At 63.9% G+C, this 26,374-nt stretch carries 25 protein-coding genes; 3 read left to right on the plus strand and 22 right to left on the minus strand.

From position 1 onward, the window contains the following. The 8 genes from nikC to guaB all read right to left on the minus strand — a co-directional run bounded on the left by nikC (position 1) and on the right by guaB (position 9,028). Positions 1–912 carry a nickel transporter permease gene (gene nikC, locus LDZ27_RS08150; RefSeq protein ID WP_244813618.1) on the minus strand — a complete coding sequence of 304 codons (912 nt, stop codon included), beginning with the start codon at positions 910–912 and terminating at the stop codon, positions 1–3. 30 nt (positions 913–942) lie between these two features. Continuing rightward, positions 943–2,010, minus strand: coding sequence for an ABC transporter permease (locus LDZ27_RS08155; RefSeq protein ID WP_244813619.1), 1,068 nt, complete (start codon positions 2,008–2,010; stop codon positions 943–945). Then, a complete protein-coding gene (locus LDZ27_RS08160; protein ID WP_370653277.1) occupies positions 2,007–3,551 on the minus strand; it encodes an ABC transporter substrate-binding protein in 1,545 nt (514 codons plus the stop codon). Before LDZ27_RS08160 ends, LDZ27_RS08155 begins: the two co-directional genes overlap by 4 nt. Positions 3,552–3,621: 70 nt before the next feature. Beyond that, a complete protein-coding gene (gene ddpX / locus LDZ27_RS08165) occupies positions 3,622–4,185 on the minus strand; it encodes a D-alanyl-D-alanine dipeptidase (RefSeq protein ID WP_244813621.1) in 564 nt (187 codons plus the stop codon). A gap of 160 nt (positions 4,186–4,345) precedes the next feature. After that, entirely contained in the window at positions 4,346–4,906 is a 561-nt protein-coding gene (thpR, locus tag LDZ27_RS08170) for an RNA 2',3'-cyclic phosphodiesterase (protein ID WP_244813622.1), read from the minus strand. Positions 4,907–4,941: 35 nt separating this feature from the next. After that, the gene (guaA, locus tag LDZ27_RS08175) at positions 4,942–6,525 is read right to left on the minus strand and encodes a glutamine-hydrolyzing GMP synthase (protein ID WP_244813623.1); all 1,584 of its coding nucleotides are present in this window, start codon (positions 6,523–6,525) and stop codon (positions 4,942–4,944) included. 168 nt (positions 6,526–6,693) lie between these two features. Next, positions 6,694–7,539, minus strand: a complete 846-nt coding sequence (locus tag LDZ27_RS08180) for a hypothetical protein (protein WP_244813624.1) — start codon at positions 7,537–7,539, stop codon at positions 6,694–6,696. Positions 7,540–7,567: 28 nt separating this feature from the next. Continuing rightward, positions 7,568–9,028: an IMP dehydrogenase gene (guaB, locus tag LDZ27_RS08185; RefSeq protein WP_244813625.1), complete on the minus strand. Its 1,461-nt coding sequence runs from the start codon at positions 9,026–9,028 to the stop codon at positions 7,568–7,570. A 196-nt stretch (positions 9,029–9,224) separates the two neighbouring features. On the opposite strand from guaB, the gene LDZ27_RS08190 reads away from it, so the two are divergent. Further along, positions 9,225–10,199, plus strand: coding sequence for a DMT family transporter (locus LDZ27_RS08190; protein ID WP_244813626.1), 975 nt, complete (start codon positions 9,225–9,227; stop codon positions 10,197–10,199). Between the two features lie 12 nt (positions 10,200–10,211). On the opposite strand, the gene LDZ27_RS08195 is transcribed toward LDZ27_RS08190, so the two are convergent. Both LDZ27_RS08195 and LDZ27_RS08200 read right to left on the minus strand, forming a co-directional pair. Continuing rightward, complete coding sequence (locus LDZ27_RS08195; RefSeq protein ID WP_244813627.1) at positions 10,212–10,541, minus strand: RnfH family protein; 330 nt, start codon at positions 10,539–10,541, stop codon at positions 10,212–10,214. Further along, complete coding sequence (locus LDZ27_RS08200) at positions 10,538–10,975, minus strand: type II toxin-antitoxin system RatA family toxin (RefSeq protein ID WP_244813628.1); 438 nt, start codon at positions 10,973–10,975, stop codon at positions 10,538–10,540. The genes LDZ27_RS08195 and LDZ27_RS08200 overlap by 4 nt, the downstream gene beginning before the upstream one ends. 118 nt (positions 10,976–11,093) lie before the next feature. Between LDZ27_RS08200 and smpB the strand changes: the two genes are divergently transcribed. Then, positions 11,094–11,543, plus strand: coding sequence for an SsrA-binding protein SmpB (gene smpB, locus LDZ27_RS08205; RefSeq protein ID WP_244813629.1), 450 nt, complete (start codon positions 11,094–11,096; stop codon positions 11,541–11,543). A 43-nt stretch (positions 11,544–11,586) separates the two neighbouring features. On the opposite strand, the gene LDZ27_RS08210 is transcribed toward smpB, so the two are convergent. The 3 genes from LDZ27_RS08210 to ppsA all read right to left on the minus strand — a co-directional run bounded on the left by LDZ27_RS08210 (position 11,587) and on the right by ppsA (position 15,490). Next, positions 11,587–12,513, minus strand: a complete 927-nt coding sequence (locus LDZ27_RS08210; protein ID WP_244813630.1) for an SPFH domain-containing protein — start codon at positions 12,511–12,513, stop codon at positions 11,587–11,589. 37 nt (positions 12,514–12,550) lie between these two features. Continuing rightward, positions 12,551–12,979 carry an NfeD family protein gene (locus LDZ27_RS08215; RefSeq protein WP_244813631.1) on the minus strand — a complete coding sequence of 143 codons (429 nt, stop codon included), beginning with the start codon at positions 12,977–12,979 and terminating at the stop codon, positions 12,551–12,553. Positions 12,980–13,072: 93 nt separating this feature from the next. Beyond that, on the minus strand, positions 13,073–15,490 hold the full coding sequence (gene ppsA, locus LDZ27_RS08220) for a phosphoenolpyruvate synthase (protein ID WP_244813632.1): 2,418 nt from the start codon (positions 15,488–15,490) through the stop codon (positions 13,073–13,075). Between the two features lie 439 nt (positions 15,491–15,929). Here ppsA and LDZ27_RS08225 point away from each other — a divergent pair, with 439 nt between their 5' ends. Next, positions 15,930–16,748, plus strand: a complete 819-nt coding sequence (locus LDZ27_RS08225; protein ID WP_244813633.1) for a pyruvate, water dikinase regulatory protein — start codon at positions 15,930–15,932, stop codon at positions 16,746–16,748. 13 nt (positions 16,749–16,761) lie between these two features. On the opposite strand, the gene LDZ27_RS08230 is transcribed toward LDZ27_RS08225, so the two are convergent. The 9 genes from LDZ27_RS08230 to rseP form a co-directional block, all read right to left on the minus strand. Continuing rightward, entirely contained in the window at positions 16,762–17,550 is a 789-nt protein-coding gene (locus LDZ27_RS08230; protein WP_244813634.1) for an RNA methyltransferase, read from the minus strand. Between the two features lie 24 nt (positions 17,551–17,574). Further along, positions 17,575–18,279 carry a ribonuclease HII gene (gene rnhB / locus LDZ27_RS08235; RefSeq protein WP_244813635.1) on the minus strand — a complete coding sequence of 235 codons (705 nt, stop codon included), beginning with the start codon at positions 18,277–18,279 and terminating at the stop codon, positions 17,575–17,577. After that, on the minus strand, positions 18,276–19,442 hold the full coding sequence (gene lpxB, locus LDZ27_RS08240) for a lipid-A-disaccharide synthase (RefSeq protein ID WP_244813636.1): 1,167 nt from the start codon (positions 19,440–19,442) through the stop codon (positions 18,276–18,278). The genes rnhB and lpxB overlap by 4 nt, the downstream gene beginning before the upstream one ends. Before the next feature lie 13 nt (positions 19,443–19,455). Next, on the minus strand, positions 19,456–20,244 hold the full coding sequence (lpxA, locus tag LDZ27_RS08245) for an acyl-ACP--UDP-N-acetylglucosamine O-acyltransferase (protein ID WP_244813637.1): 789 nt from the start codon (positions 20,242–20,244) through the stop codon (positions 19,456–19,458). Positions 20,245–20,300: 56 nt separating this feature from the next. After that, positions 20,301–20,765, minus strand: coding sequence for a 3-hydroxyacyl-ACP dehydratase FabZ (gene fabZ / locus LDZ27_RS08250; protein ID WP_244813638.1), 465 nt, complete (start codon positions 20,763–20,765; stop codon positions 20,301–20,303). 120 nt (positions 20,766–20,885) lie between these two features. Beyond that, on the minus strand, positions 20,886–21,965 hold the full coding sequence (gene lpxD, locus LDZ27_RS08255) for a UDP-3-O-(3-hydroxymyristoyl)glucosamine N-acyltransferase (RefSeq protein WP_244816088.1): 1,080 nt from the start codon (positions 21,963–21,965) through the stop codon (positions 20,886–20,888). 30 nt (positions 21,966–21,995) lie between these two features. Beyond that, positions 21,996–22,496, minus strand: coding sequence for an OmpH family outer membrane protein (locus tag LDZ27_RS08260; RefSeq protein ID WP_244816089.1), 501 nt, complete (start codon positions 22,494–22,496; stop codon positions 21,996–21,998). 105 nt (positions 22,497–22,601) lie between these two features. Further along, positions 22,602–24,914: an outer membrane protein assembly factor BamA gene (bamA, locus tag LDZ27_RS08265; RefSeq protein WP_244813639.1), complete on the minus strand. Its 2,313-nt coding sequence runs from the start codon at positions 24,912–24,914 to the stop codon at positions 22,602–22,604. Between the two features lie 76 nt (positions 24,915–24,990). Beyond that, on the minus strand, positions 24,991–26,373 hold the full coding sequence (gene rseP / locus LDZ27_RS08270; protein ID WP_244813640.1) for an RIP metalloprotease RseP: 1,383 nt from the start codon (positions 26,371–26,373) through the stop codon (positions 24,991–24,993). Position 26,374: the final 1 nt, after the last annotated feature.

Consider the following 26,374-nt stretch of genomic DNA (forward strand, 5'->3'; position numbering starts at 1 on the left):
TTAGCCTCCGTGACGCGGGTCGAAGACGTCGCGCAGACCGTCGCCGAGCAGGTTGAACGCGAGGCTCACCGCGAGAATCGCGAGGCCGGGAATCGTCGCGACCCACCACGCGTCGAGCAGCACGTTGCGGCCCGACGCGACCATGTAGCCCCACTCCGGACTCGGCGGCTGCGCGCCCAGTCCCAGAAAGCCGAGACCCGCGACGGCGAGAATGATGCCGGCCATGTCGAGCGTCGCGCGCACGATCACCGACGACGAGCACAGCGGCACGATATAGCGCAGCAGAATGCGCGTATGCGACGCGCCCGAGAGCCGCGCCGCGTGGATGAAGTCCGCCTGCGCGAGCCGCAGCGATTCGGCGCGCGCGAGCCGCGCGTACGGCGGCCACGCGGTAATCGAGATTGCGATGACCGCGTTCAGCACACCCGGCCCGAGCGCCGCCGCGAACGCGAGCGCGAGCACGATCTTCGGGAACGCGAGCGCGACATCGGTCACGCGCATGAGCGCCGTATCGACGAAACCGCCGCAATAGCCCGCCAGCGTGCCGATCAGAAGACCCACGGGCACGACGAGCACCACGACGAGCATCGCGATGCTCAGCGTGAGCCGCGAGCCGTGCACGAGTCGCGACAGGATGTCGCGGCCGAGCTGATCGGTGCCGAACCAGTGCGCGGCGCCGGGCGGCGTGAGGCGCTCGGCGAGCACTTGCCGCAACGGGTCCTGCGCGACGACGAACGGCCCGATTGCCGCCACGACGACGAGCAGCAGCAAGATCGCGAGCCCCAACATGCTCAGCGGATTCGACGAGAATCGCCGCCAGCGCCGATACGCGCGGCCGAGCGCGGCCTGCCGCGGCGAGCCGGGCGTATCGGTGAGCAGCCACGCGCGCCACGATGCGTTCGCGCGGTTCATGGGCTCTTGCATACGGAAACGTTGTCCATGTCAGCGTGCGCGCGGATCGAATACGCGGTAGAGCGCATCCGTCAGCAAGTTGAGTGCGATGAAGGTCGCGCCGATCACGAGCGTGCTGCCGAGCACCGCGTTCATGTCGGCGTTCAGAAGCGCGCCCGTCAAATACGAGCCGATGCCCGGCCACGCGAACACGATTTCGGTGAGCACCGAGCCTTCGAGCAAATAGCTGTAGGCGAGCGCGATGACCGTGAGAAGCGGCACCGCGATATTGCCGAACGCGTGACGCCAGATCACGCGACGCTCGGGCAGGCCCTTCGCGCGCGCGGTCGTCACGTACTCCTGGCTCAGTTGCTCGAGCATGAACGAGCGCGTCATGCGCGAAAGATAAGCGATCGAATAGAACGCGAGCACGGCCGCCGGCAGCGCGATATGCGAAAACGCGTTGGCGAACACGTCCCATTCGCGCGCGATCAGCGCATCGATCAGCAGGCTGCCGGTGCGCGTATCGACCATGCCGTCGTAAAGCGGATCGATGCGCCCCGGCCCCGACACCCAATGCAGCCGCGCGTAGAAAAGGAGCAGGCCCATCAGCGCGAGCCAGAACACCGGCACGGAGCTTCCCGCGAGACCGATCACGCGCGCGAGATGATCGACGATGCGGTTGTGGCGCACCGCCGCGATCACGCCGAGCGGCACGCCGATCATCACGCCGATGAACGTGGAAAGTGTCGCGAGTTCGAGCGTCGCGGGAAAGACGCGGCGGATGTCGTCGATGACGGGATTGGCCGTCAGCAGCGATACGCCGAGATTGCCGTGCAGCACGTCGCGCGCGTAGATCAGGAATTGCTCGACGAGCGGCTTGTCGAGCCCGAGCTGCACGCGCGCCGCCGCATAAGCAGCAGCGGACGCGCGATCGCCGAGAATGGCGAGCACGGGATCGATCGGAATCTTGCGGCCGATGAAGAACGTGATGGCAAGCAGCCCGGCGAAGGTGACGGCGAGCATCGCGATCCATCGTGCGAGCGCGAGCAACGCCCGCACGCCGGTCTTCTGAGCGCGCGCCGCGCGCAATCGGTCGAGAAACGCCGCCGTGCTCACTGCTTCTTCAGGTTCCGATACGACACGAGATCGTTGATCGGCCCGACTTCGAGGCCGCTCACGCCCGGACGCGCCGCCACCTGCGACACCTTCTGGAACATGATGACGAACGGCGACTTAGCCAGCATCTCGCGCTGCATCTTCTCGTACATTTGCGCGCGTTTTGCGGTCGAGCCTTCCGCGAGCGCCGCGTTGGTTTCCTTCGTGAGATCGGGAATGTTCCACGCGTTGCGCCACGCGAGCATCTTGTAGCTGGATGCATCCGAGTTGTCCGGATTCCACGCGAAGCCCTGCGCGTTGCTGTGCGGATCGATATAGTCTGCCGACCATTCGCCGATATAGATGTCGTGGGCGCGCGCGCGATAGCGTCCGAGCGTCTGCTTGTTGTCGCTCGGAACGAGTTGCACCTTGATGTTCGCGAGCGCGAGATTCGCCTGCACCGCCTGCGCGATTTCGCTGTACGGATAGTCGTTGCGCACGTCCATCTTCACCGTGAAGCCATCCGCGAGGCCGGCTTTCGCGAGCAGCGCCTTCGCTTTCGCGACATCCTGGTGATACGGGTTCTCGTTGAGCGCGCCGAGAAAGCCTTCGGGCAAAAACGTCTCATGCACCTTGTACGTCGTGCGGATGACGTTCTTCTGAATGCCCTGATAGTCGATCAGCCACTTCATCGCTTCCCACACTTCGGGCTTCGCAAGATACGGATTCTTGTTGTTGAGGCCGAGATACATCAGCGTGGCCTGCGGCACGGCCGTTGCCTTGATGACGCCGTTCTTCGAGAGCGTGTCGAGGTCGTCGGGAGAGAGATCGCGTGCCACGTCGATGTCGCCGTTCTGGATCATCAGACGCTGGCTCGCGGCTTCGGTGACGTGACGCAGCACGATGCGTTTCATCGCGAGCGGCAAGCGATAGCCGTCGAAGCGCTGCAGCACGATGCTCTCATTCGCGGTCCATTTGACGAGCCTGTACGCGCCCGATCCGGCCTCGTTGGTCTTCAGCCATTCGTTGCCGTAGTCGCTGCCCTTCTGATGCGATTCGACGACCTTGCGATCCACTACCGATGCCGGCCACGATCCGAGCACGTTAAGCACGAAGGTCGGCGCGTAACGTTGATCGGTGGTGATGGCGACCGTCGTGTCGTCGATCTTCTTCACGTTCGCGAGCGCGTTGGCCTTTGTGACGCCGATGCCCGCGAGCACCGCCGCCGCGCCCTTGTCCAGAAGCGCGGTGCGCTGGATGGACCACGCGACGTCGTCGGCGGTGAGCGGATTGCCCGAATGGAACTTGAGGCCGGGCCGGATCTTGAACGTGAACGTGAGTCCGTCGGGGCTCACCGTCCACGACTGCGCGACATCGCCATTGAAATTCGACGGGTCTTTCAGATCGACGCGCACCAGCCGGTCATACGTATTGGCGACGTACTCTTCCGGCACCAGTTCGTAGATTTCGCCGGGATCGAGCGTGGTGAATTCGTCGAGCAGCGTCGCCATCACGAACATGTCTTTCGGTGTCGCCGCGTGCGCCGCGCTCGTGAACGTCATCGTGGACGCCAACCCCAGCGCGATCGCTGCCAGTGCCTTTCGTGCGCTCGATCTCATAGTCGATATTCCCTCACATCAGCCTGAAAGGGCCGCTTTCTTCGTTGTCGATCAAAGCAAGATCGCGCGAGCCTGGCAATTCGTAATGCCACCACTCGCTCGCAATATGCGTGAATCCCGCGCCGAGCATCACGCCGAGCAGCAGCGTGCGATTGCGCTGGACATGCGCCGGCAAGCCCGCGTGGAAATGCCCGGACTCGGGCAGCATCGCGTCGAAGGCGGTGCCCATGTCGAGTTCGATGCCATCGGCATCGACGAGCGTCAGGTCAACCGCCGTGCCGCGGCTATGATTTGAGCCGCGGTCGAGCGGCGCGATGAACGTGGCATCGGGCAGGAAGTCCCAGAGCGCCTGCTGCGCCTGCGGCGGCCGGTAGGCGTCGAAAATGCGCAGCGTCATGCCGAAGCTCGCGGCCATTGCGACGGCTTTGCGCAAGGCGGCCTCCGCCGGCTCCAGCAACAGGCAATGCGCGGCTTTGAAAATGGGCTTGCCCGTGAAATTGCGATCGGTCGCGTAGACGAGATCGATCTGAACGCGATGGGACTCAGGCGTGATAGGCAACAGGCGGGATCGGGTCATTTAATCGGAATCCTGGCGTAGCGGCCCTGCATGCGGCGCTTGTTATTGGATCGTGCGATGCGCGATACGCGTTACCCATCGGGATTGCGTCGTGCATCAGCCCGTCAACCATAACCCGGACGAAAAATTCGCGAAACGTTTAATCCGATAATTCTGGGCGCTAAACCACAAGCGGCCAGCGTGCCAGCACGCGATGCTCCGAGCGCCCGAGCAGGCTTTGCACGAGCGCGAACTCGCGCACGGTCCATGCGATCGGCTCGATGGCCTCTCGCGCCACGCGATGCCCATCGTAGAGCAAGGTCGCGTGCGGAATGAAATGGGGATGCGATTTGACGAAGATGCCGTTCGCTTGCAGCGCGCGGTCGAGTTGATCGACGAAGGCGCTGAACCCCGCGTTCGGCTCGCCGGCGATTACGAGCGGGCGCTTCGGACGGCGGCTCGCGAAGGTCTCGACGCGATCGAGCGTCACGTCGAACGGCGGCGCCGCGATGGATACGGCAGCGGCTCGCGCCCGCGCGAGGGTATCGGCGGGCACGCCCGCGAACGCGCCGAGGTAATGCAGCGTGATGTGCAAGCGGTCGGCGGGAATGGGCCTCGCCTTCAGCGCGTGTTCCGCGCGAACGCGCGCCGCTTCTTTCCCGATGCGCGCGGCGGCGGCGGCATCGGGATAGACGGCGAAGAAAAGGGAGTCGGTGACGCGTTGCGTTTCAACCGTCGCCATGCGTTCCGCTCCCTTTCAGTTCGGGGGAAGCGCGCTCACTCCCACTCGATCGTCGCGGGCGGCTTGCCCGAGATGTCGTACACCACGCGATTGATCCCGCGCACTTCATTGATGATGCGGTTGCTCACATGCCCGAGCAGTTCGTGCGGCAAGTGCGCCCAATGCGCGGTCATGAAGTCCATCGTCTGCACGGCGCGCAGCGCGACCACGTACTCGTAGGTGCGGCCGTCGCCCATCACGCCGACGCTCTTCACCGGCAGGAACACCGCGAAGGCCTGGCTCGTCAGGTCGTACCACGACTTGCCCGTCTCCTTGTCGATGGTATTGCGCAGCGTCTCGATGAAAATCGCATCGGCGCGGCGCAGCAAGTCCGCGAACTCGCGCTTCACTTCGCCGAGAATGCGCACGCCAAGGCCGGGACCGGGGAACGGATGGCGATACACCATCGCGGGCGGCAGGCCGAGCTTCACGCCCAGTTCGCGCACTTCGTCCTTGAAGAGTTCGCGCAGCGGTTCGAGCAGCTTGAGGTTCAGCGTCTCGGGCAGCCCGCCGACGTTGTGGTGGCTCTTGATCGTGTGCGCGCCCTTCTTGCCCTTGCCCGCCGATTCGATCACGTCCGGATAGATGGTGCCCTGCGCGAGCCATTTGGCGTCCGTCAGTTTTTCCGACTCCGCGTGGAACACTTCGACGAACTCCGCGCCGATGATCTTGCGCTTCGCCTCCGGATCGGTCACGCCCGCAAGCTTCTTGAGGAACACTTCGCTCGCATCGACATGAATGACCTTCACGCCGAGGTGATCCGCGAACGTGGACATCACCTGTTCGGCCTCGTTTTCGCGCAAGAGTCCGTGATCGACGAACACGCAGGTCAGCTGATCGCCGATCGCGCGATGCAGCAGCGCCGCCGCCACCGACGAATCCACGCCGCCCGACAAGCCGAGAATCACATGCTCGCCGCCGACTTGCGCGCGGATTTTTTCCACCGCTTCGTCGATGTAATGGCCCATCTCCCAGTCCGCTTGCGCGCCGCACAGTTCGAGCACGAAACGGTCGAGCATCGCGCGGCCCTGCACCGTATGCGTGACTTCCGGATGCCATTGCACGCCGTAGAAGCGGCGGTCGTCGTCGGCCATCGCGGCGATCGGGCACGCGGGCGTCGAAGCCATCAGCTTGAAACCGGCCGGCAGGTCGGCCACCTTGTCGCCGTGGCTCATCCAGACCTTGAGCATCGACGCGCCGTTCTGATCCGTGAAGTCTTCGATGCCTTCGAGAAAGCCCGTGTGATTCAGCGCCTCGACTTCCGCATAGCCGAACTCGCGCACCTTGCCGAGTTCCACCTTGCCGCCGAGCTGATCGGCCATCGTCTGCATGCCGTAACAGATGCCGAGCACCGGCACGCCGAGGTCGAAGACGATCTGCGGCGCGCGCGGCGACTTCGCCTCGGTGACCGAATTCGGCCCGCCCGACAGGATGATGCCCTTCGGCGCGAACTCGCGGATGAACGTCTCGTCGACGTCATACGGATGAATCTCCGAGTAGACGTGCGACTCGCGGATGCGCCGGGCGATCAGCTGGGTGACTTGAGAGCCGAAATCGAGAATCAGGATTTTGTCGTGCATGGCTGCGGCCAAAGGCTAAGTGAACGAGTGTGGTATGTCATGCCGGCCCGATGCTGCAAGGTCCGTCCTGCCAATAAATCGACGGCCGGCGCGAAGGCCGACCGTGCTTGTCTTTCCTGCTTGCGCGCGACTGGCGCGACTGGCTTGCCACGCTTCTCGCGGCAGGCGTCAGCGCGGCGCGCCGCTGGTCGGGTCGGGGACGACGCGGCCCGTGAGCGGATCGACGCGACGGCCCGTTGCCGGATCGATATCGCCGCCTATCACCGGATCGATGCGCTTTCCGGTGACCGGGTCGATCTCGCGGCCCGTCTGCGGATCGATGGTGCGGCCCGTGACCGGATCGACCACGCCGGCTTCGGTGCGCGAGCGCAGCGGCGTTGCGCTCGCCGATGCGCCAACCGGCGCTTCGACCGTGCGCCCGGTTGCGGGATCGATGGCCGTCGCACCCGGCGCGCGCGCCGTCGGGCGCGTGGCGATATCGGGCGGCGGCGCAACCGTCGTTGCGGGCGGCCGCGCTTCATCTGGCATTCCGTCGCGCTTTACATCGTGCTTTTGCGCCGCCTTCTTCTCCGCGCGCTCCGCCGATGCCGCGCCCGCCAGCGCCGCACGCTCGCGCCGACGCACCGCCGACGACAGCCTCACGCTGCCGAGCCCGAGCACCAGCAGCACGATACCGACGGCCGCCGCACCGACCTGCCCCAACGCATCGACATCCGGAGCGCGCAGCCCGAGCAACCAGACCAGCACGACGATGCCCGACAGCCATTGCACATGGCCCGACACCTTCGCCGCTGCGGCGGTCAGCGCGCCGTCGATCGCGGCGTGCAGCGAGAGCCACGACAGACCGATCAGCGCGATGCCGAGCAGTTGCCCGGCGAACGCGGGCTCGACGCGCATCGCGCCGAGTTGCAGCGCGTCGTACAGACCGGCCCAGGGCGTCAGCAGAAACAGCACGCCGAACACCACGAAAATAAGGGCATTGACGACCAGCACGACCCGCAGCAACGGTTTCATGATCAGTCCAGTGGTCTATTCGACCGGTTTAGTCGACGTGATAGTTCGGCGCTTCCTTCGTGATCTGGACGTCATGCACATGCGATTCGCGCATGCCGGCCGCCGTGATCTGCACGAATTCCGCTTTCTCATGCAGTTCCGCGATGGTGCGGCAGCCGCAATAGCCCATGCTCGCGCGCACGCCGCCGACGACCTGGAACAGGATGGCGTTGACCGAGCCCTTGTAGGCCACGCGGCCTTCGATGCCTTCCGGCACGAGCTTGTCGATGTTCGCGGAGTTGTCCTGGAAGTAGCGGTCCGCCGCGCCGTCCTTCATCGCGCCGACCGAACCCATGCCGCGATACGCCTTGTACTGGCGGCCCTGGAACAGGAACACGTCGCCGGGCGACTCTTCGGTGCCCGCGAGCATGCTGCCCATCATCACGACATTCGCGCCCGCTGCCAGCGCCTTCGAAACGTCGCCGGAGAAGCGCACGCCGCCGTCCGCGATGACCGGCACGCCGCTGCCGCGCAGCGCATCCGACACGTTCGCGATCGCGGTGATCTGCGGCACGCCCACGCCCGCGACGATGCGCGTGGTGCAGATGGAGCCCGGACCGATGCCGACCTTCACGGCATCCGCGCCGTACTCGACGAGCGCCTTCGCCGCCGCCGCCGTCGCGATATTGCCGCCGATGACCTGCACGCGCGGATAGTTCTGCTTGACCCAGCGCACGCGTTCCAGCACGCCCTGGCTATGGCCGTGCGCGGTATCCACGACGATCACGTCCACGCCCGCCTGCGCGAGCAGGTCGACGCGCTCTTCGTTGTCGGGACCCACGCCGACCGCCGCGCCCACGCGCAGCTTGCCGTCTTCGTCCTTGCACGCGTCCGGATTCTCGGTCTGCTTGGTGATGTCCTTCACCGTCATCAGGCCGCGCAGTTCGAACGCGTCGTTGACGACGAGCACGCGCTCCAGGCGATGGCTGTGCATCAGCGCCTTCGCCTCTGCGAGCGACGTGCCTTCGCGCACCGTCACGAGACGCTCGCGCGGCGTCATGATGTTGCGCACCGGCTCATCGAGACGCTCCTCGAAACGCAGATCGCGGTTGGTGACGATGCCGATGAGTTGCGCGCCCTCGACGACCGGAAAGCCCGAAATGCCGTGCTGCTGCGTGAGCGCGATGACATCGCGCACGCGCATCTGCGGCGGCACGGTGATCGGATCGCGCACGACGCCGGATTCGAAACGCTTGACCTTGGCGACTTCGCGCGCCTGTTCCTTCGCCGTGAGATTCTTGTGGACGATGCCGATGCCGCCCATCTGCGCCATTGCGATGGCGAGCCGGCCTTCGGTGACCGTGTCCATGGCGGCGGACACGAGGGGCATGTTCAGGGAGATGTTGCGAGTCAGCTGCGATTTCAGGCTGGTGTCGCGGGGAAGAACGCTGGAGAACGCGGGCACGAGGAGCACATCATCGAACGTGAGTGCTTTCTGGATCAGACGCATGGCAAATCCTATGGGCGCAAAAGCAGATTATACCGATAGTTCCCCGCATTTTCACTGCCCGAACAGCAGGTTAGGGCATGCCTGCGCAAAAAGCGGACCCCGGTCGACGCCGCTTCGTTGCACGTTTAAACAAGACGCGCGAGTGCGGCATTGCTAATGTGCGCCGTCACGGAATTGGAAAGTCGGGAGCCGGTCGATGCAGCGCGGTGTGATGTACGGAATGCTGGCGGGAGCCATCTGGGGGTTCATTTTTCTCGCGCCGCGCCTGCTGCCTGACTTCTCGCCGCTCGCGCTGAGCGTCGGGCGCTACGTGATGTACGGCGTCGTTTCGCTCGCGGTCGCGCTGCCCTTCGCGCGGCGGCTCGCGGCAAAGCTCACGCGCGCCGATGTCGTCGCGCTCGTGAAGCTGGCGCTCGTCGGCAATCTGCTGTACTACGTGCTGCTCGCGAGCGCGGTGCAACTGGTCGGCGTGGCGCCGTCGTCGCTGATCGTCGGCATTCTGCCCGTGACCGTCACGCTCGCCGGGCGGCGCGATCACGGCGCCGTCGATCTGCGGCGGCTCGGCGGGCCGCTCCTGCTCGTGCTCGCGGGCATCGCGTGCATCAATCTCGACGTATTCCGCGACGTGCTCACGCATCACGCCGACGCGCCGGCCGCGAGCGTGCTCACGCGCATCGCCGGGCTCGCGTGCGCGCTCGGCGCGCTCGCGTCGTGGACGTGGTACGCGGTCGTCAACGCGCGTTATCTGCAGGCCAATCGCCACTTCGACGGCAACGAATGGTCCGTGCTGTGGGGCATCGTCACCGGCGTGCTCGGCGCGGCGCTGGGCGCGCTGCTGTGGATGCTGCCCGCCGGCACCGTGCAGGCGAGCCTGCCCGCCGCGCGCTGGCATCTCTACTGGATCGTGTGTTTTGCGCTGGCGAGCGGCGGATCGTGGCTCGGCAACATGCTCTGGAACGCGGCGTCGAAGCGGCTGCCGCTCACGCTCTCCGGTCAGATGATCGCCTTCGAGACGCTATTCGCGCTGCTTTACGCGTTTGTCTATGACGGGCGCTGGCCGCGCGTGCCGGAAGTGCTGGCTATCGTGCTGCTGCTCGCGGGCGTGAGCTGGTCGGTGCGGCAACATGCCGTCGAGCCTGCGGCGGATGGGAAAGAAGCACCGGCGCATTGATGCGCTTCACCGTTAGCGCGAATCCTTCGACTGCCACTTGCGCCCTTCGATCGATCCCGCCTTGCGCGTTTTCTCGACGCGGCGCTGGCGCGCCGTCTTCGGGTCGACCTTCAGCGGCCGGTAAATCTCGACGCGGTCGAAATCCGCGAGCGCTGCGTCGAGCGTCTTCAGCTTGCCAAAAACGCCGACTTTCTGCGTCGTCAGATCGATTTCCGGATGCGCCGCGAGCACGCCGCTCGCCGCAATCGCGTCCTGCACGGTCGCACCGTCGCCGAGATCGACGTGCGCGAAGAAATTATCGCCGCCGGGCAGTCCGTAGCAGACATCGATATGCAGATTCATTTCTTTCCGTAACGCTGGTCGGCGCGCTTCACGAAGGAATCGACGAACGTGTTGGCGATATGGCTGAACACCGGCCCAATGATCTTCTCCAGAATCAGATTGGAAAACTCGTAGTGCAGCGCGAACTCGATCTTGCACGCGTCGGCGCGCAACGGCGTGAAGCGCCAATAGCCCGTAAACCTCTTGAACGGGCCGCTCAGAAACTCCATATCGATATGCGTCGGCCGCTTTTGCACGTTGCGCGTCGCGAAGTGCTGCCGGATGCCCTTGAAGTTGATGTCGATCTTCGCTTCCATGCCGCTCTCGTCCTGACGCCCGATTTCGACGCCGCCGCACCATGGCAGGAAGTTCGGGTAGTCGGCGACATCGGTGACGAGGTCGAACATTTCTTCCGCTGAATGGCGGATCAATACGGTTTTCTGGACGTCGGCCATAAGGGCGCAGCGGTGGCTTGAATGAGTGGCGGCGCATGCGGCCCGGGCGTCTGGCTTCGTGCGCCGGGCAACGCGCTGCTAAAATCGTGATTTTAAACGAGTTGGGCACTTTCCATTCATGAGCATCATTGACAACAGAAAAGCCTTCTTCGATTACTTCATCGAGGAACGCTACGAGGCCGGTCTCGTGCTCGAAGGCTGGGAAGTCAAGGCGCTGCGTGCGGGCCGCGGACAGATCAAGGAAGGCTATGTCGTGATCAAGAACGGCGAGCTGTATCTGATCGGCACGCATATCAGCCCGCTGCCCGAGGCGTCGAAGTTCGCCAACCTGGACCCGGTGCGCACGCGCAAGCTGCTCTTGCATCGCGAGCAGATCGACAAGCTGATCGGCAAGGTCGAGCAACGCGGGCACACACTCGTGCCGCTGAACTTCCATTACAAGGAAGGCCGCGTGAAGTGCGAGATTGGCCTCGCGAAAGGCAAGAAGCTGCACGACAAGCGCGAGACCGAAAAGAAACGCGATTGGGATCGCGAACGCGCACGCCTGATGCGCTCGGCGACGCGTTGAGACACATCGGGGCGCTCTTTAGCGCCCCGATTGCATTGCTGCATCAAACTTTTTTGATAACCCCGCCGCCCTCGCCTTTCACGATGGCAAGCGCCGACGCGATCATCGAGCTCATGTCCGACATGTTGCCCGGCACGATCAGCGTATTCCCGGCCTTCGCAATGTTCGCGAACGCGCCCACATACTGTTCCGCGACCTTGAGGTTCACGGCCTGCATGCCGCCCGCCGCCTGAATAGCCGTGCCGATCTTCTCGATGGCCTGCGCATTCGCTTCCGCGACGGCCAGAATCGCCGATGCCTCGCCCTGCGCCTGATTGATCGCCGCCTGACGCTCGCCTTCCGACTTCTGGATCGCGGCTTCGCGCGCACCCGACGCGAGGTTGATCTGCTCCTGCTTGCGCCCTTCCGATGCCGCGATCAGCGCGCGCTTTTCGCGCTCGGCGGTGATCTGCGCCTGCATCGCGTGGAGAATTTCCTTGGGCGGCGTCAGGTCCTTGATCTCGTAGCGCAGCACCTTCACGCCCCAGTTCGACGCGGCTTCATCGAGCGAATTGACGATGCTCTGGTTGATGAAATTGCGCTCCTCGAACGTCTTGTCCAGTTCCAGTTTGCCGATGACCGAACGCAGCGTCGTCTGCGAAAGCTGCGTGATGGCGAGCACGAAGTTGCTCGATCCATACGATGCCTTCATCGGGTCTGTGACCTGGAAATACAGGACGCCGTCGACCTGAAGCTGCGTGTTGTCGCGCGTGATGCAAACCTGGCTCGGCACGTCGAGCGGGATCTCCTTGAGGACGTGCTTGTACGCGATGCGATCGACGAACGGCAGCACGATGTTGAGACCGGGCGTAAGCGTACCGTGGTAGCGCCCGAGCCGTTCCAGCACCCACGCGTGCTGCTGCGGGACGATCTTAACGGTATTGACCACGATCACGATTGCGATCACGAGCAGGACAGCGGCGTAAATCATTGTGTGACTCCTTCGGTTCTATAGCGGACGTGCGTGTTCAGCGTTTGGCGGCGACCACGAGCCGGCTTCCGTCGAGCGCGGTGATGCGGTACCAGCGCGCGCCTTCCGATTCGCCCGGCGCAAGCTCGACATCCCACTGTGCGCCTCGATACATCGCGCGGGCGCGGCCATCGTGCCATTCGGCGACTTCCAGCGTCGCGCCGATATCGAGATTCACCGCGGAATCGCGCGAAGCATCGCGCCGCTTCCAGCTTCCGAAGCGCGAACGGCGCAGCGCGACGACAGCGATCAGCGCGACCAGCGCCGCCACGCCAAGCTGCACATGCAGCGCGAGCCCGACCGCGAACGCAATGCCGCCCGCGATCAGCCCGAGCGCGATCATCAACAGATAAAAGGTGCCGGTGAAAAGCTCGGTGACGATCAGCGCGCCGGCTGCAATCCACCAGATGAGTCCATTGGTCGCCATGCCAGTCTCCAAACGAAAACACCCCGGAAAGTCCGGGGTGTTTTTTATAGCATGCGGCGTCTCACCGAAAGCATCGGGAAAGCCGCGACGCACTTATTTTGACAAGGTCGTCGCGAGCTGATTCCAGGTGTCGATGATCGTGTCCGGATTCAGCGACATCGATTCGATGCCCTGCTTCGCCAGCCACTCGGCGAGGTCCGGATGATCCGACGGACCCTGACCGCAGATGCCCACGTACTTGTTCAGCTTGAGGCACGTTTCGATGGCGCGCTTGAGCATGAACTGCACGGCTTCGTCGCGCTCGTCGAAGTCGGCCGCGAGCAGTTCCATGCCCGAGTCGCGGTCGAGGCCGAGCGTCAACTGCGTCAGATCGTTCGAACCGATCGAGAAGCCGTCGAAGTACTGCAGGAACTGTTCGGCGAGAATCGCGTTGCTCGGCACCTCGCACATCATCACGAGCTTGAGACCGTTGACGCCGCGCTTCAGGCCGAACTTCTCCAGCAGCCCGACCACGCGCTCCGCCTGCTTCAGCGTGCGAACGAACGGCACCATGATTTCGACGTTGTCGAGGCCCATCTCCTCGCGCACCTTCTTGAGCGCGATGCACTCCATATGGAACGCCTCGGCGAAGTCTTCCGCGATATAGCGCGACGCGCCACGGAAGCCGAGCATCGGGTTCTCTTCGTCCGGCTCGTAGCGCGAACCGCCGATCAGCTTCTTGTACTCGTTCGACTTGAAGTCCGACAGACGCACGATGACGGGCTTCGGATAAAACGCCGCCGCAATGGTGGCGATGCCTTCGGTCAGCTTGTCGACGTAGAACGCACGCGGCGACGCATGACCGCGCGCGACGCTTTCGACCGCCTTCTTGAGATCCGCATCGACGTTCGGGTACTCCAGAATCGCCTTCGGATGCACGCCGATGTTGTTGTTGATGATGAACTCGAGCCGCGCGAGACCGACGCCCGCGTTCGGCAACTGCGCGAAGTCGAACGCGAGTTGCGGATTGCCGACGTTCATCATGATCTTGACCGGAATCTCCGGCAGTTCGCCGCGCTGGACTTCGGTCACTTCGGTTTCGAGCAGGCCGTCGTAGATCTTGCCTTCGTCGCCTTCCGCGCACGACACGGTGACGAGCGCGCCGTCCTTCAGCACGTCCGTTGCGTCGCCGCAGCCGACCACCGCCGGCACGCCCAGCTCACGCGCGATGATCGCCGCGTGGCAGGTGCGCCCGCCGCGGTTCGTCACGATGGCCGATGCGCGCTTCATCACCGGTTCCCAGTTCGGGTCGGTCATGTCCGCGACGAGCACGTCGCCCGGCTGCACGCGTTCCATCTCGGACGGATCGTAGATCACGCGCACGGGGCCCGCTCCGATCTTCTGGCCGATCGCACGGCCCGTAGCCACCACGTTCGATTGCCCTTTCAGCTTGAAGCGCATTTCGGCCTTGCCCGCGGCCTGGCTCTTCACCGTTTCGGGACGCGCCTGGAGAATGAACAGCTTGCCGTCGCGGCCGTCCTTGCCCCACTCGATGTCCATCGGACGCTGATAGTGCTTCTCGATGATGACCGCGTATCTCGCCAGCTCGATCACGTCTTCGTCCGAGATCGAGAAGCGGTTGCGCTGCTCGTGCGCGACATCGACGGTCTTCACGCGGCCCGGCTCGCCCGGCTGCGTGAACTCCATCTTGATGAGCTTGGAGCCGATGGAGCGGCGGATGATCGGGTACTTGCCCTGTTCGAGCGTGGTCTTGAAAACGTGGAACTCGTCCGGATTGACCGCGCCCTGCACGACGGTCTCACCGAGGCCGTAGCTCGACGTGATGAACACCGTTTCCTTGAAGCCGGATTCGGTGTCGATCGTGAACATCACGCCCGCCGCGCCGACGTCCGAGCGGACCATGCGCTGCACGCCCGCCGACAACGCGACTTCGGCATGCGTGAAGCCCTTGTGGACGCGATAGGAGATGGCGCGGTCATTGTAGAGCGACGCGAAAACGTGCTTCATGCGATCGAGCACGTCTTCGACGCCGACCACGTTCAGATAGCTTTCCTGCTGACCCGCGAACGATGCGTCGGGCAAGTCTTCCGCTGTTGCCGACGAACGCACGGCGAACGAAAGCTCTTCCGGCGAGCCCTTTTGCAAGACTTCGAACTGACGGCGGATTTCGTCTTCGAGACGCGGCTGCAGCGGCGCGTCGACGATCCACTGACGGATTTCCTTGCCCGCTTCGGCGAGCGCCTTCACGTCGTCGACGTCGAGCGTCTCGAGACGCTTGGCGATGCGATCGGTCAGGTCGTTATGCTGGAGAAAATCGCGAAACGCGAGCGCGGTGGTGGCAAAGCCCGTCGGCACGCTGACGCCGGCTTCGGAAAGCTGGCTGATCATTTCGCCGAGCGACGCGTTCTTGCCACCGACGATCTCCACGTCGATCATTCGCAACTGCTCGAATGGAACTACATACGCCTGATCCTTTGCGACATCGTTCGCAACATTGACTGCGTTAGTCATACAAGCCCCTAAGGTGGATGGAATTCACGATTGCACGAGTGGGCTCGCATGCGGGGCGCTCATTGGAAGCGCCGCCGCATCTCGTGCAACCTGTTTGATAAGCCTTCGCTCAACGCTTGATCCGAACGACGATTTCGACCGGTTGCGGCGGGTTCGTGCGGCAAAAACCCACAACTACCGGTAAATCGACGAAAATCCGGCTCAAATTGTCCGCAATTGCTTATCGAACAGGTTTGCCGCTATTCTACCGTGCCGATTCTTGATTTTGTCTCGGCACAGACAGTAATTCCACGGCAAAATCAAGGTCTTTGACGCCTCATGTTCGCCTGCACACGCTAGGGCCGCCCAATGTAACACAGGCCTTTGCATGCACGCCGGACGCCTGGCGTTACCGTTTGAGCACACCGCTCCCAACTCGTTCCCACTGGTTCACCCGCCGATGCCGCCTTCCGTATTCATCGTTTCCGACGGTACCGGGATCACCGCCGAAACGTTCGCGCATTCGATCCTCGCCCAGTTCGACCAAAAGTTCCGGCTCGTGCGCGTGCCGTTCGTCGATTCCATCGACAAGGCGCATGCCACCGTCGAGAAGATCAACGAGGTCGTGTCCCTCGATGGCCGGCGCCCGATCGTCTTCACGACGCTCGTGGACAGCGCGTCCAACGAGATCGTCAAGCGCTGCAACGCGCTCGTGCTCGACATGTTCCAGACCTTCATCGAGCCGCTCGAGATCGAACTGGATATCAAGTCGACGCACGCAATGGGCCGGGTTCACCAGAACGCGGATACCGAGGAATACAAGAATCGCATCGAGGCGATCAACTTCTCGCTCGCGCACGACGACGGCCAGTCGAACCGCAATCTGACCGAAGCGGACGTGATTCTGGTCGGCGTGTCGCGCAGCGGCAAGACGCCGACGAGCCTCTATCTCGCCATGCAATACGGCGTCAAGGCAGCGAACTATCCGCTGATTCCGGAAGACTTCGAACGCGGCAAGCTGCCGACGCCGCTTCTCGAGCATCGCGACAAGATGTTCGGGCTGTCGATCGACCCGCAGCGGCTCGCCGAGATTCGCAACGAGCGCCGACCGGGAAGCAAGTACGCCGCGCTGGAGAACTGCCGCTATGAGATCAACGAGGCGGAAAGCATGATGAAGCGCGAAGGCGTCAAGTGGCTCTCGTCGACGCACAAGTCGATCGAGGAAATCGCCACGACGATTCTTCAGGAAATCAAGCCGGAACGGCCTTCGTATTATTGAGTCAGCGATCGAGTCAGCGATTGAGTCCGCGCTGCTGGCGGCACTGTTCGAAAAGACAGATCGCCGCGGCAGCCGCGACGTTGAGCGATTCCATGCCGCCGGGCTGCGGGATCGTGACGCGGTGCGTGACGGCATCGCGCCATATCTGCGAAACGCCCGCGCCTTCGTTGCCGAACACCCACGCGAGCGGCGACGCGAGATTGCAATCGTAGATGGCCACCGCGCCGTGAGAATCGGTGATCGTCACGGGCACGTCGAGCCGCGCGATCAGATCGGCGGGCTCGACGTCTTCGAATACATCCAGCAGAAAATGCGCGCCCATGCCCGAGCGCAGCACCTTCGACGACCACGCATACGCGGTCCCCGGCGCGCAGAACACACGCGCGATGCCCGCGGCGGCCGCGCTGCGCAGAATCGAGCCGACATTGCCGGCGTCCTGTACGCCGTCGAGAATCACGCACGTATCGCCGACTCGCTCCGGCCACGCGGCTTCGATTTTCTCGACCAGCAGCAACATGCCGACGCCGTGCACGACGCTCGAAAGCTGCCCGAAGAGCGCGTCCGGTAGAACCATCACACGCTTGTCCTCGATGCGCGCGACGATATCGCGTGCCTCCGCGTGCGCGAGCGCGCCCTCGGTGACGACGCAGGTTTCCGGTTGGCCGGCCGCATCGAGATAAGCGGCGGCCAGATGCAGCCCTTCGAGCAGCGCGTGGCCGCTTCTGCGCTGCTGCGCGGTCGAGCCGGCGAGCGCCTTCAGGCGCTTGTAGAGCGGATTGTCCCGCGAAGTGATGGATTTCACGTTGGAATGAAACGGCGAGGCCGCTCAGAACGGAAGCGCGTCGGCGTCGGCATCGAGCGCGGCGGCGGCCTGGATGACTTCGGGCGCAATGTCGGGCAACACGGAGCCGAAGCGGATATGCGCCTCACGCACCGGCGCAAACGAGCGGCGATGATGCTCGCACGGGCCATGCTCGCGCAGCGCCGCGAGGTGCTGCGGCGTGCCATAGCCGGAATGAACGTTGAATCCATACATCGGATGCACTTCGTGCAACTCGACGAGCATGCGGTCGCGCGTGACCTTCGCGAGAATCGACGCCGCCGAGATCTGCTTGACGAGCGCGTCGCCGCCGATGACCGCTTCCGAGCGAATCGACAGCATCGGGCAGCGGTTGCCGTCCACCTTCACGAGCGTCGGCGCGACGGACAAGCCTTCCACCGCGCGCTTCATCGCGAGCATCGACGCGTGCAGGATGTTGATCGTGTCGATCTCCTCCACGCTCGCGGATGCGATGCAATAAGCGAGCGCGCGATCGACGATCTTCTCGAACAGCTCCTCGCGCCTCTTCGCGGACAGCGCTTTGGAATCGTCCAATCCGTTGATGCGCGGTTTCGCGGGATCGAAGATGACCGCCGCCGCGACCACCGGCCCGGCGAGCGGCCCGCGCCCGGCTTCGTCCACGCCGCACACGATGTCGAACGGCGAACTGAAGTCGAGGCCGTGCTGCGCCGAACGTTTCGCCGCTTTCATGACGGCCTCCGCGATTCGAGCACCCGCGCCACGGCTTCGGCCGCTCGCTGCGACGTGTTCTGGCGCAGCGCGATGTGCATGTCGGTGAAAATCTCGGTCAGGGTACGGCGGTTTGCGTCGTCGTTCAACTGTTTCAGCGTGGCGTCGGCGAGCGCTTCGGGTGTCGCGAAGTGCTGGAGAATTTCCGGCACGACGAAACGCCCCGCCAGAATGTTCGGCAAGCCCACGTAGGGCAAATACCCCTGCCGCTTCATGATCTGCCCGGTGAGCCAGGGCACCTTGTACGAAATCACCATCGGCTTCTTGAGCAGCGCGGCCTCCAGCGTGACCGTCCCGCTTTTCACGAGTATCGCGTCCGCGGCGGTCATGGCGGCTTGCGCGCGGCCATCGGTAATGGTCAGCGACAGGTGCGGATGCGCGGCCACGAGCGGCTGCAGCAACTCGCGCAGCGCCGGATTCGCGGCGGGCATCAGAAAACGCACGCCCGGCTCGCGAAGCTGCATCAGTTCCATCGCGTCGAAAAAGGTCGGGCCGATCAGCGCGATCTCGGAACGGCGGCTGCCAGGAAGCACCGCGATCACCGGGCCGCCTTCCGTGATGCCCAGTTCACGCCGCGCGCCCGCGACATCCGGTTCGAGCGGGATTTCATCGGCGAGCGGATGGCCGACATAGCTCGCCTTCACGCCCGATTTTTCGAGCAGCGCCGTTTCGAACGGAAACACGCAGAGCATGTGATCGACGGCCTTCACGATCTTCTTGATGCGCCCGCCGCGCCACGCCCAGATCGACGGACACACGAAATGCACCGTCGGAATGCCCGCTTCGCGCAGCGGCTGCTCCAGCCCGAAGTTGAAATCCGGCGCGTCCACGCCGATAAACACCGACGGCGGCTCCGCCAACAACTGGCGCTTGATTTCGTTGCGAATGCCGAGAATTTCGGGAATGTGCCGCAGCGCTTCGACATAGCCGCGCACGGTGAGCTTGTCCATCGGCCAGTGCGCTTCGAAGCCCGCCGATGTCATGCGCGGCCCGCCGATGCCGCTGTAACGCGTGCCGGCCGGCAGCCGCTCTTGCAGCCCTTTGAGCAGCGAAGCCGCGAGCAAGTCGCCGGAAGGCTCGCCCGCGACCATCGCGATACGCGGTGCAGTGGTGATGAGCGTCATCTAGGAATTGCGTTCAGCGGATGATGCCGCGCTGCGACGTCGCGATGAAGTCGGTGAATGCCTTGACGGGTGCGTCGCCCTCGCCGCCCGCCGTGCTCAGTTCCCTGAGTTGCGCCTTGGCTTCCTCGAGCGACAGGCCGCTCTTGTAGACGATGCGATACGCCGAACGCAACGCGGAAATGGCGTCGGGCGTGAAGCCACGGCGACGCAGGCCCTCCACGTTGATGCCGTGCGGCTCCGCCTTGTTGCCCGCCGCGATGACGAACGGCGGCACGTCCTGCACGAGCGCGGACGCGCCGCCGAGCATCGAATGCGCGCCGATGCGCACGAACTGGTGCACGCCCGACATGCCGCCGACGATCGCGTGGTCGCCCACCGTGACGTGCCCCGCGAGCTGCGCGTTGCTCGACATGATGACGTTGTTGCCTAGACGGCAATCATGGCCGACATGCACGTAAGCCATGATCCAGCAGTCGTCGCCGATCGACGTCAAGCCCTGATCCTGCACCGTGCCGGTATGCAGCGTGGTGAATTCGCGGATGGTATTGCGGTCACCGATTTCCAGCCGCGTCGGCTCGTCCTTGTACTTCATGTCCTGCGGACGGCCGCCGACCGACGCGTAATGGCCGATGCGGTTATCGCGCCCGATGGTCGTGTGCCCCTCGATCACGCTATGCGAACCGATGGTCGTGCCCGCGCCGATGACGACATGCGCGCCGACGATCGCATACGGGCCGATCTCGACGGAATCGTCCAGTTGCGCGCCCGGCTCGATGATCGCGGTGGGGTGAATGATGGTCATGCGCCTCGCCTCTGAATGCTGTGTTTCCATGCCGCGTCGCCCGATTACGCGGGCGATTACGCGCTCGCGTCCGTGTTCTTCACGGTACACATCAGCACGGCTTCCGCGGCCACCACGCCATCCACTTCGGCGCGCGCCTTGAACTTCCAGATGCCTCGCATGTACCGTTCGAAGTCGACGTTGAGGATCAGTTGATCGCCCGGCTCCACCACGCGCTTGAAGCGCGCGCCATCGATGCCGACGAAGTAATACAGCGTGGTCGTCGGATCGTGCGGCTCTTCGGCGAAAGTGAGGAGCGCCGCGGTTTGCGCGAGCGCTTCGAGAATCAGCACGCCGGGCATCACGGGCCGCGTCGGGAAGTGTCCCTGGAAAAACGGCTCGTTGATCGTCACGTTCTTCAGCGCTTTGATGCTCTTGTGCGGCTCGAGTTCGAGCACGCGGTCCACGAGCAGGATCGGATAGCGATGCGGCAGCAGCGTGAGGATCTTATGGATATCGAGGTTGATTTTTTCTGTGCTCATGGTCGTTCTGCTCACGCGCGTCTCGTGCGCGATAGTGACTGCGGACGCCGTGCGCCCGCGTGAAAAACTGTCCTTGTGTCGCCCGGTGATTGCGTGCGCGCCGGCTATGCGGCCAGGCGCTCAGGCATCATCGCTCTTTTTGTCGTCCAGCGCGGCTTCGAGCGCCTTGATGCGATCGCGCAGCTTGTCCAGATTGCGCACGAGCGCCGCGCTCTTGTTCCAGTCGGCGTGGCTCACCGCGGGGAACGCGCTCGTGTACATGCCGGGCTTGTTGAGCGATTTCGACACGCCCGACTGCGCGGTGACGATCACGTAATCCGCCAGCGTGACGTGACCCGCGATGCCCACTGCCCCGCCGATCATGCAATGCCGCCCGATGTTCGTGCTGCCCGCGATGCCCGAGCAACCGGCGATGACCGTGTACGCGCCGATGCGGCAGTTGTGTCCGATCTGCACCAGATTGTCGATCTTCACGCTTTCTTCGATGACCGTATCGGCCATTGCGCCGCGATCGATCGTCGTATTCGCGCCGATTTCCACGTCGTCGCCGATATTCACCGCGCCGACCTGCGGAATCTTCACCCAGCTTCCGGTGCGCGCATCGCCTTCACCGACGAAATCCGGCGCGAATCCGAAACCGTCCGCGCCGATCACCGAGCCCGCGTGAACGATCACGCGCGCGCCCAACTTGCAACCATGATAGACGGTGACGTTGGGATACAGATGCACATCATCGCCGAGCGTCACGCCGCGGCCAATCGAAACGCCCGCGTTCAGCTTCACGCGCTCGCCGACGACCGCGCCCGCTTCCACGCTGACGTGCGGCCCGATGACCGCGCTCGCCGCGACTTTCGCGGCCGGATCGATGTACGCGGTCGGATGCACGCCCGGTATCGCTTTCGGCGCCGTCAGATCGATGAACGCCTGCGCGACGCGCGCGAAATAGGCGTAAGGATTCGGCGTGACGATGAAATTACTGTCCGCGCGCGGCGTCGCGAGCTTGTCGAGATCCGCGCGCGAAATGAGGACGGCGCCCGCGCGGGTCGTTTCGACCTGCGGCAGATACTTCTGATTCGCGAGGAACGCGAGCTGCGCGGGCCCGGCCTTGTCGAGCGGCGCAAGGCCTTCGACGCGATGCGCGCCCTGGCCGACCACCTCGCCGCCAAAGCGCTTGACCAGTTCGTCGAGCGTGATCGCCATGCCTGATGCCATGCGTATGAGAACTCCTCGTCAGTTCGGGCTCGCGCCGCCGTTCTGCGTCGTGGCTGCGAGCGCCTTCAGCACCTGATCGGTAATGTCGATGCGCGGGCTCACGTAGACCGCTTCCTGCACGATCAGATCGTAATGCTGCTGCTCGGCAATCTGCTTGATGACCTTGTTCGCGCGATCCAGCACCGCCGCCAGTTCTTCGTTGCGGCGCTGATTGAGGTCTTCGCGGAATTCACGCTGCTTGCGCTGGAAGTCGGTGTCGAGCTGCGCGAGATCGCGTTGACGCGCGGCGCGGTCGGTCGGCGCCATCGACGGGCCGTTCTTGTCGATGTTGTCCGACATCGCCTTGAGCCGCTGCGCCATGTCCTGCAGCGCCTTGTCGCGCTTGGAGAACTCCTGTTCCAGCTTCGTCTGCGCGGCCTTCGCCGCCGACGACTCGCGCAGGATGCGATCGGAATTGACCGCTGCGATGCGCGCTTCCTGAGCGTCCGCTTTCGCGACCGCGCCCAGGCCGAGGACCATCGACAACGCGAGCGCGAGCGCCGCATGTTTCGAAAGCTTACCGGTTCGCAAAGTGTTCCTCACGTTACGTCGAAATAATGAAGTTCGTTCGCGTCACGCGTCCGCTTAGAACGCTGTACCGATCTGGAACTGGAACTTCTGGTACTGGTCGCCCGTATGCTTCTGCAGCGGGAAGCCGAGGCTCAGTTTCAGCGGGCCGATCGGCGAAATCCACGCGAGACCCAGACCGTAGCCGTAGCGCAGCCCGTTCGCGCCCGAAGTCGTGCCGCCCTGGTTCGGATCGCCCCAGACGTTACCGGCATCGAGGAACGTGAACACGCGCAGCGTGCGGTCGTAGCCCGTGCCCGGCAACGGGAACGTCAGTTCGATATTGCCGACCGCCATGCGCGAACCGCCGATCGGGTCGTTCGTCTTCGAGTCGCGCGGACCGAGCGAACTCGGCGAGTAGCCGCGCACCGAACCGATACCGCCCGCGTAGTAGTTCTTGAAGATAGGGTACGTCTGCCCGTCCAGGCCCTTGCCGTAGCCGCCTTGCAGGTTGAAGCCGAGCACGAAGCCGCGCGCGAACGAGTAGTAGTACTGGAACTGCGCGTCGAACTTCGCGTAGGTCGTGTTGCCGAGCGGCGTGCCGTATTCCGCGTTCGACTGCAGGTAGTACCCGCGGCTCGGAACCAGCGCGCTGTCGCGATTGTCGCGCGACCAGCCCACCGTCAACGGATAGTTGTTCACCACGCGTCCGAACTCGTGGACGTAGTTGATGTACGACTGCGGCGTCGACGAATCGGTGTCCATCGTGTTCTGCTCGGCGCCAACGCCGAAGAACACCGTGTCCTGCTCCGAGAACGGGATGCCGAACTTCGTGTCGGCGCCCATCGTCACGATCTTGAAGCTCGAATCCGTCGAGTAGTAGAGCGGCTGATACGTGCGGTAGTAGGCGTCCGTAATGCGCTTGATGCCGTCGATGGTGAAGTACGGATCGACTTGCGTGACGGTCAGCGTGCGGTACGTCTTCGCCGTATTCACGTTGACGGAAAGGCTCGTGCCCGAACCGAACACGTTGTCCTGCGACACGCCCGCCGAGAGCACCACCTTGTCCGTCGACGAGAAGCCCGCGCCCAGCGTGATCGCGCCGGTCGGCTTTTCGGCCACCTTGACGTCGACGTCCACCTGGTCGTTCGTGCCTTCGACCGGCGACGTGGTGACATCCACGTCCGTGAAGTAGCCGAGACGATTGACGCGGTCCTTCGACAGCGCGAGGCGGCTCGAATCGAACCAGGAGCTTTCGAGCTGGCGCATTTCGCGGCGCACCACTTCATCGCGCGTGCGCGTATTGCCGACGATGTTCACGCGACGCACATACACGCGGCGGCTCGGGTCCACCTGCAGCGTCAGCGCCACGGTGTGATGCGCCTGGTCGATCTCCGGCTGCGCGTTGACCTGAGCGAACGCATAGCCGTATTCGCCGAGCTTGTCGACGATGGCCTTCGTGGTGGCCTGCAGCTTTTCAGCCGAGAACAGTTGCCCCGGCTTCACGGTGATGAGCTTGTTGAGCTCGGCTTCGCGGTCGAGCAGATTGCCCGAGAGCTTCACGCTGCTGACCTTGTACGGCTCGCCTTCGTGCACGGCGACCGTCAGGTACATGTCCTTCTTGTCCGGCGAAATCGACACCTGCGTGGAGTCGATGCTGAACTCCAGGTAGCCGTGATTCAGATAATACGAGCGGACGTTCTCGAGGTCGCCCGTCAGTTTCTCTTTCGCGTAGAGATCGCTCTTGGTGTACCAGGAGAACCAGTTCGGCGTCGAAAGCTGCATCTCGCCGAGCAGCGTGCCCGTGCTGACCGCCTTGTTGCCGACGAAGTTGATCTGGCGAATCTTCGCGCTCGGGCCTTCGGCCACCGAGAAAAGAATCGACACGCGGTTGCGGTCCACCGGCGTGACCGTCGTCGTGACTTCCGCCGCGTAGTAGCCGCGCGTCAGGTACTGGCGCTTGAGTTCCTGCTCGGCCTTGTCGAGCAGCGACTTGTCGTACGAGCGGCCCTGCGAGAGACCCACCGAACGCAGCGCCTTGGTGATCGTATCTTTGTCGAATTCGTGCAGGCCCGAGAATTCGATGTCCGAGATGGCCGGCCGCTCCTGTACCTGCACCACCACGACGTTGCCTTCCGTTGCGACCTGGACGTCGTTGAAGAAGCCCGTTGCGTACAGCGCGCGAATCGCTTCGGAGGCCTTGTCGTCGGTGAACGTGTCGCCTTGCTTGATCGGCAGGTAAGCGAATACGGAGCCCGGCTCGATGCGTTGAAGACCTTCGATCCGGATATCCTGCACGACGAACGGCGTGGTGGCGTGTGCCGCCATGCCCGTTGCGGCGAGCGCCGCGGCCACAGCCGACTTAGGAACAAAGCGATGAGGTTTGAACAACGTGCTTCCCCAGTATTAAAGCTGCATTCGTTCCGGCGGGCGCTTCGCGAGCGCCGCCAGAAATTATCAAAGTGGATCAGAAACGGATCAGGCGCGTGAGGTCGTTGAACAGCGCGATCATCGACAGAGCGACGATGCAGACCAACCCCGCCCGCTGCAGAACCAGCTGCCAGCGATCGGACACCGCCTTGCCGGTAACGGCTTCAACCAAATAATATAACAGATGCCCACCGTCCAGAACCGGAATCGGTAACAAGTTCAACACACCCAGACTGATGCTCACGAGCGCCAGAAACGACACGAACGCCGTCACGCCGAGCCGCGCGCTCTTGCCCGCGTAGTCCGCGATGGTCACGGGCCCTGAGAGGTTCTTGAGCGACGCTTCCCCGACGATCATCCGCCCGAACATGCGCAGCGAGTACACGCTGATGTCCCATGTGCGGTTCACGCCGAGACGCAGGCTTTCGATCGGGCCGTAACGCACGTCGACCGTCGGCAACTGGTTGGCGAGCGCCGCGCCGATGCGCCCGATGTCTTTGCCCGTCGACGCGTCGCGTTTCACGTCCGGCACGATCTGCACCGACTCGCTTTTGATGCCGTTGCCCGCGCCGCGTTCGATCAGAAGCGTGACTGGTTTGCCGCCGTGCGCCTTCACGTAGTCGATGAAGCTCGTGGCGTTATCGACCGCGCGGCCGTCGATCGCGCGCAGCTTGTCGCCGGCGGCGAGCCCGCTCTTCTGCGCCGCGCTGCCCGGCTCGACGCCCGCGACCGTCAGCGTGCCGCCGCCCGGCGCAAAGCCGAGCTTGTCCATGAAGTCCTGATCGGCGTCCGGGTCGGTGATGCCCGCGACGCTGACCGGAAAGTCGAACGTGCCTTCGTGCGTCTTCGCCGTCAGCACGATGCGCCGATGATCGAACGACGCATCGAGCAGCTTCCAGCGCAGGTCGGACCACGAGCGGATGGGGTGTGTCTCGCCGCCTTGCGAATCGCGCATCGACACGATCTTCTCGCCGCCTTCGAAGCCTGCGCGCGCGGCTGCCGTGCCGGGCGCGGGCGCGGAGACAATCGCCTGCGGCTCCGTCACGCCGCCCGCGAACACCGCGGAAAAGAGCGCGATCGCGAGCAGAAAATTCGCGGCCGGTCCAGCCACGACGATGGCGATGCGCTTGATGACCGGCTGCCGGTTGAACGCGCGCGGCAGGTCTTCCGGCGCAATGCCGTCTTCCGCTTCGCGCTCGTCGAGCATCTTCACGTAGCCGCCGAGCGGCAGCGCGGAGATCGTCCATTCGACGCCCGTTTTCCTGCTGACCCAGCGCACGAGCGGCTTGCCGAAGCCCACCGAAAAGCGCAGCACCTTCACGCCGCACATTCGGGCGACGCTGTAGTGACCGAATTCGTGGACGACGACGAGCACGCCTATCGCGACGACGAAGGCGACGATTTCGGTCAGGAAGTTCATG

This window comes from Caballeronia sp. Lep1P3, from assembly GCF_022879595.1.
Taxonomy (GTDB): domain Bacteria; phylum Pseudomonadota; class Gammaproteobacteria; order Burkholderiales; family Burkholderiaceae; genus Caballeronia.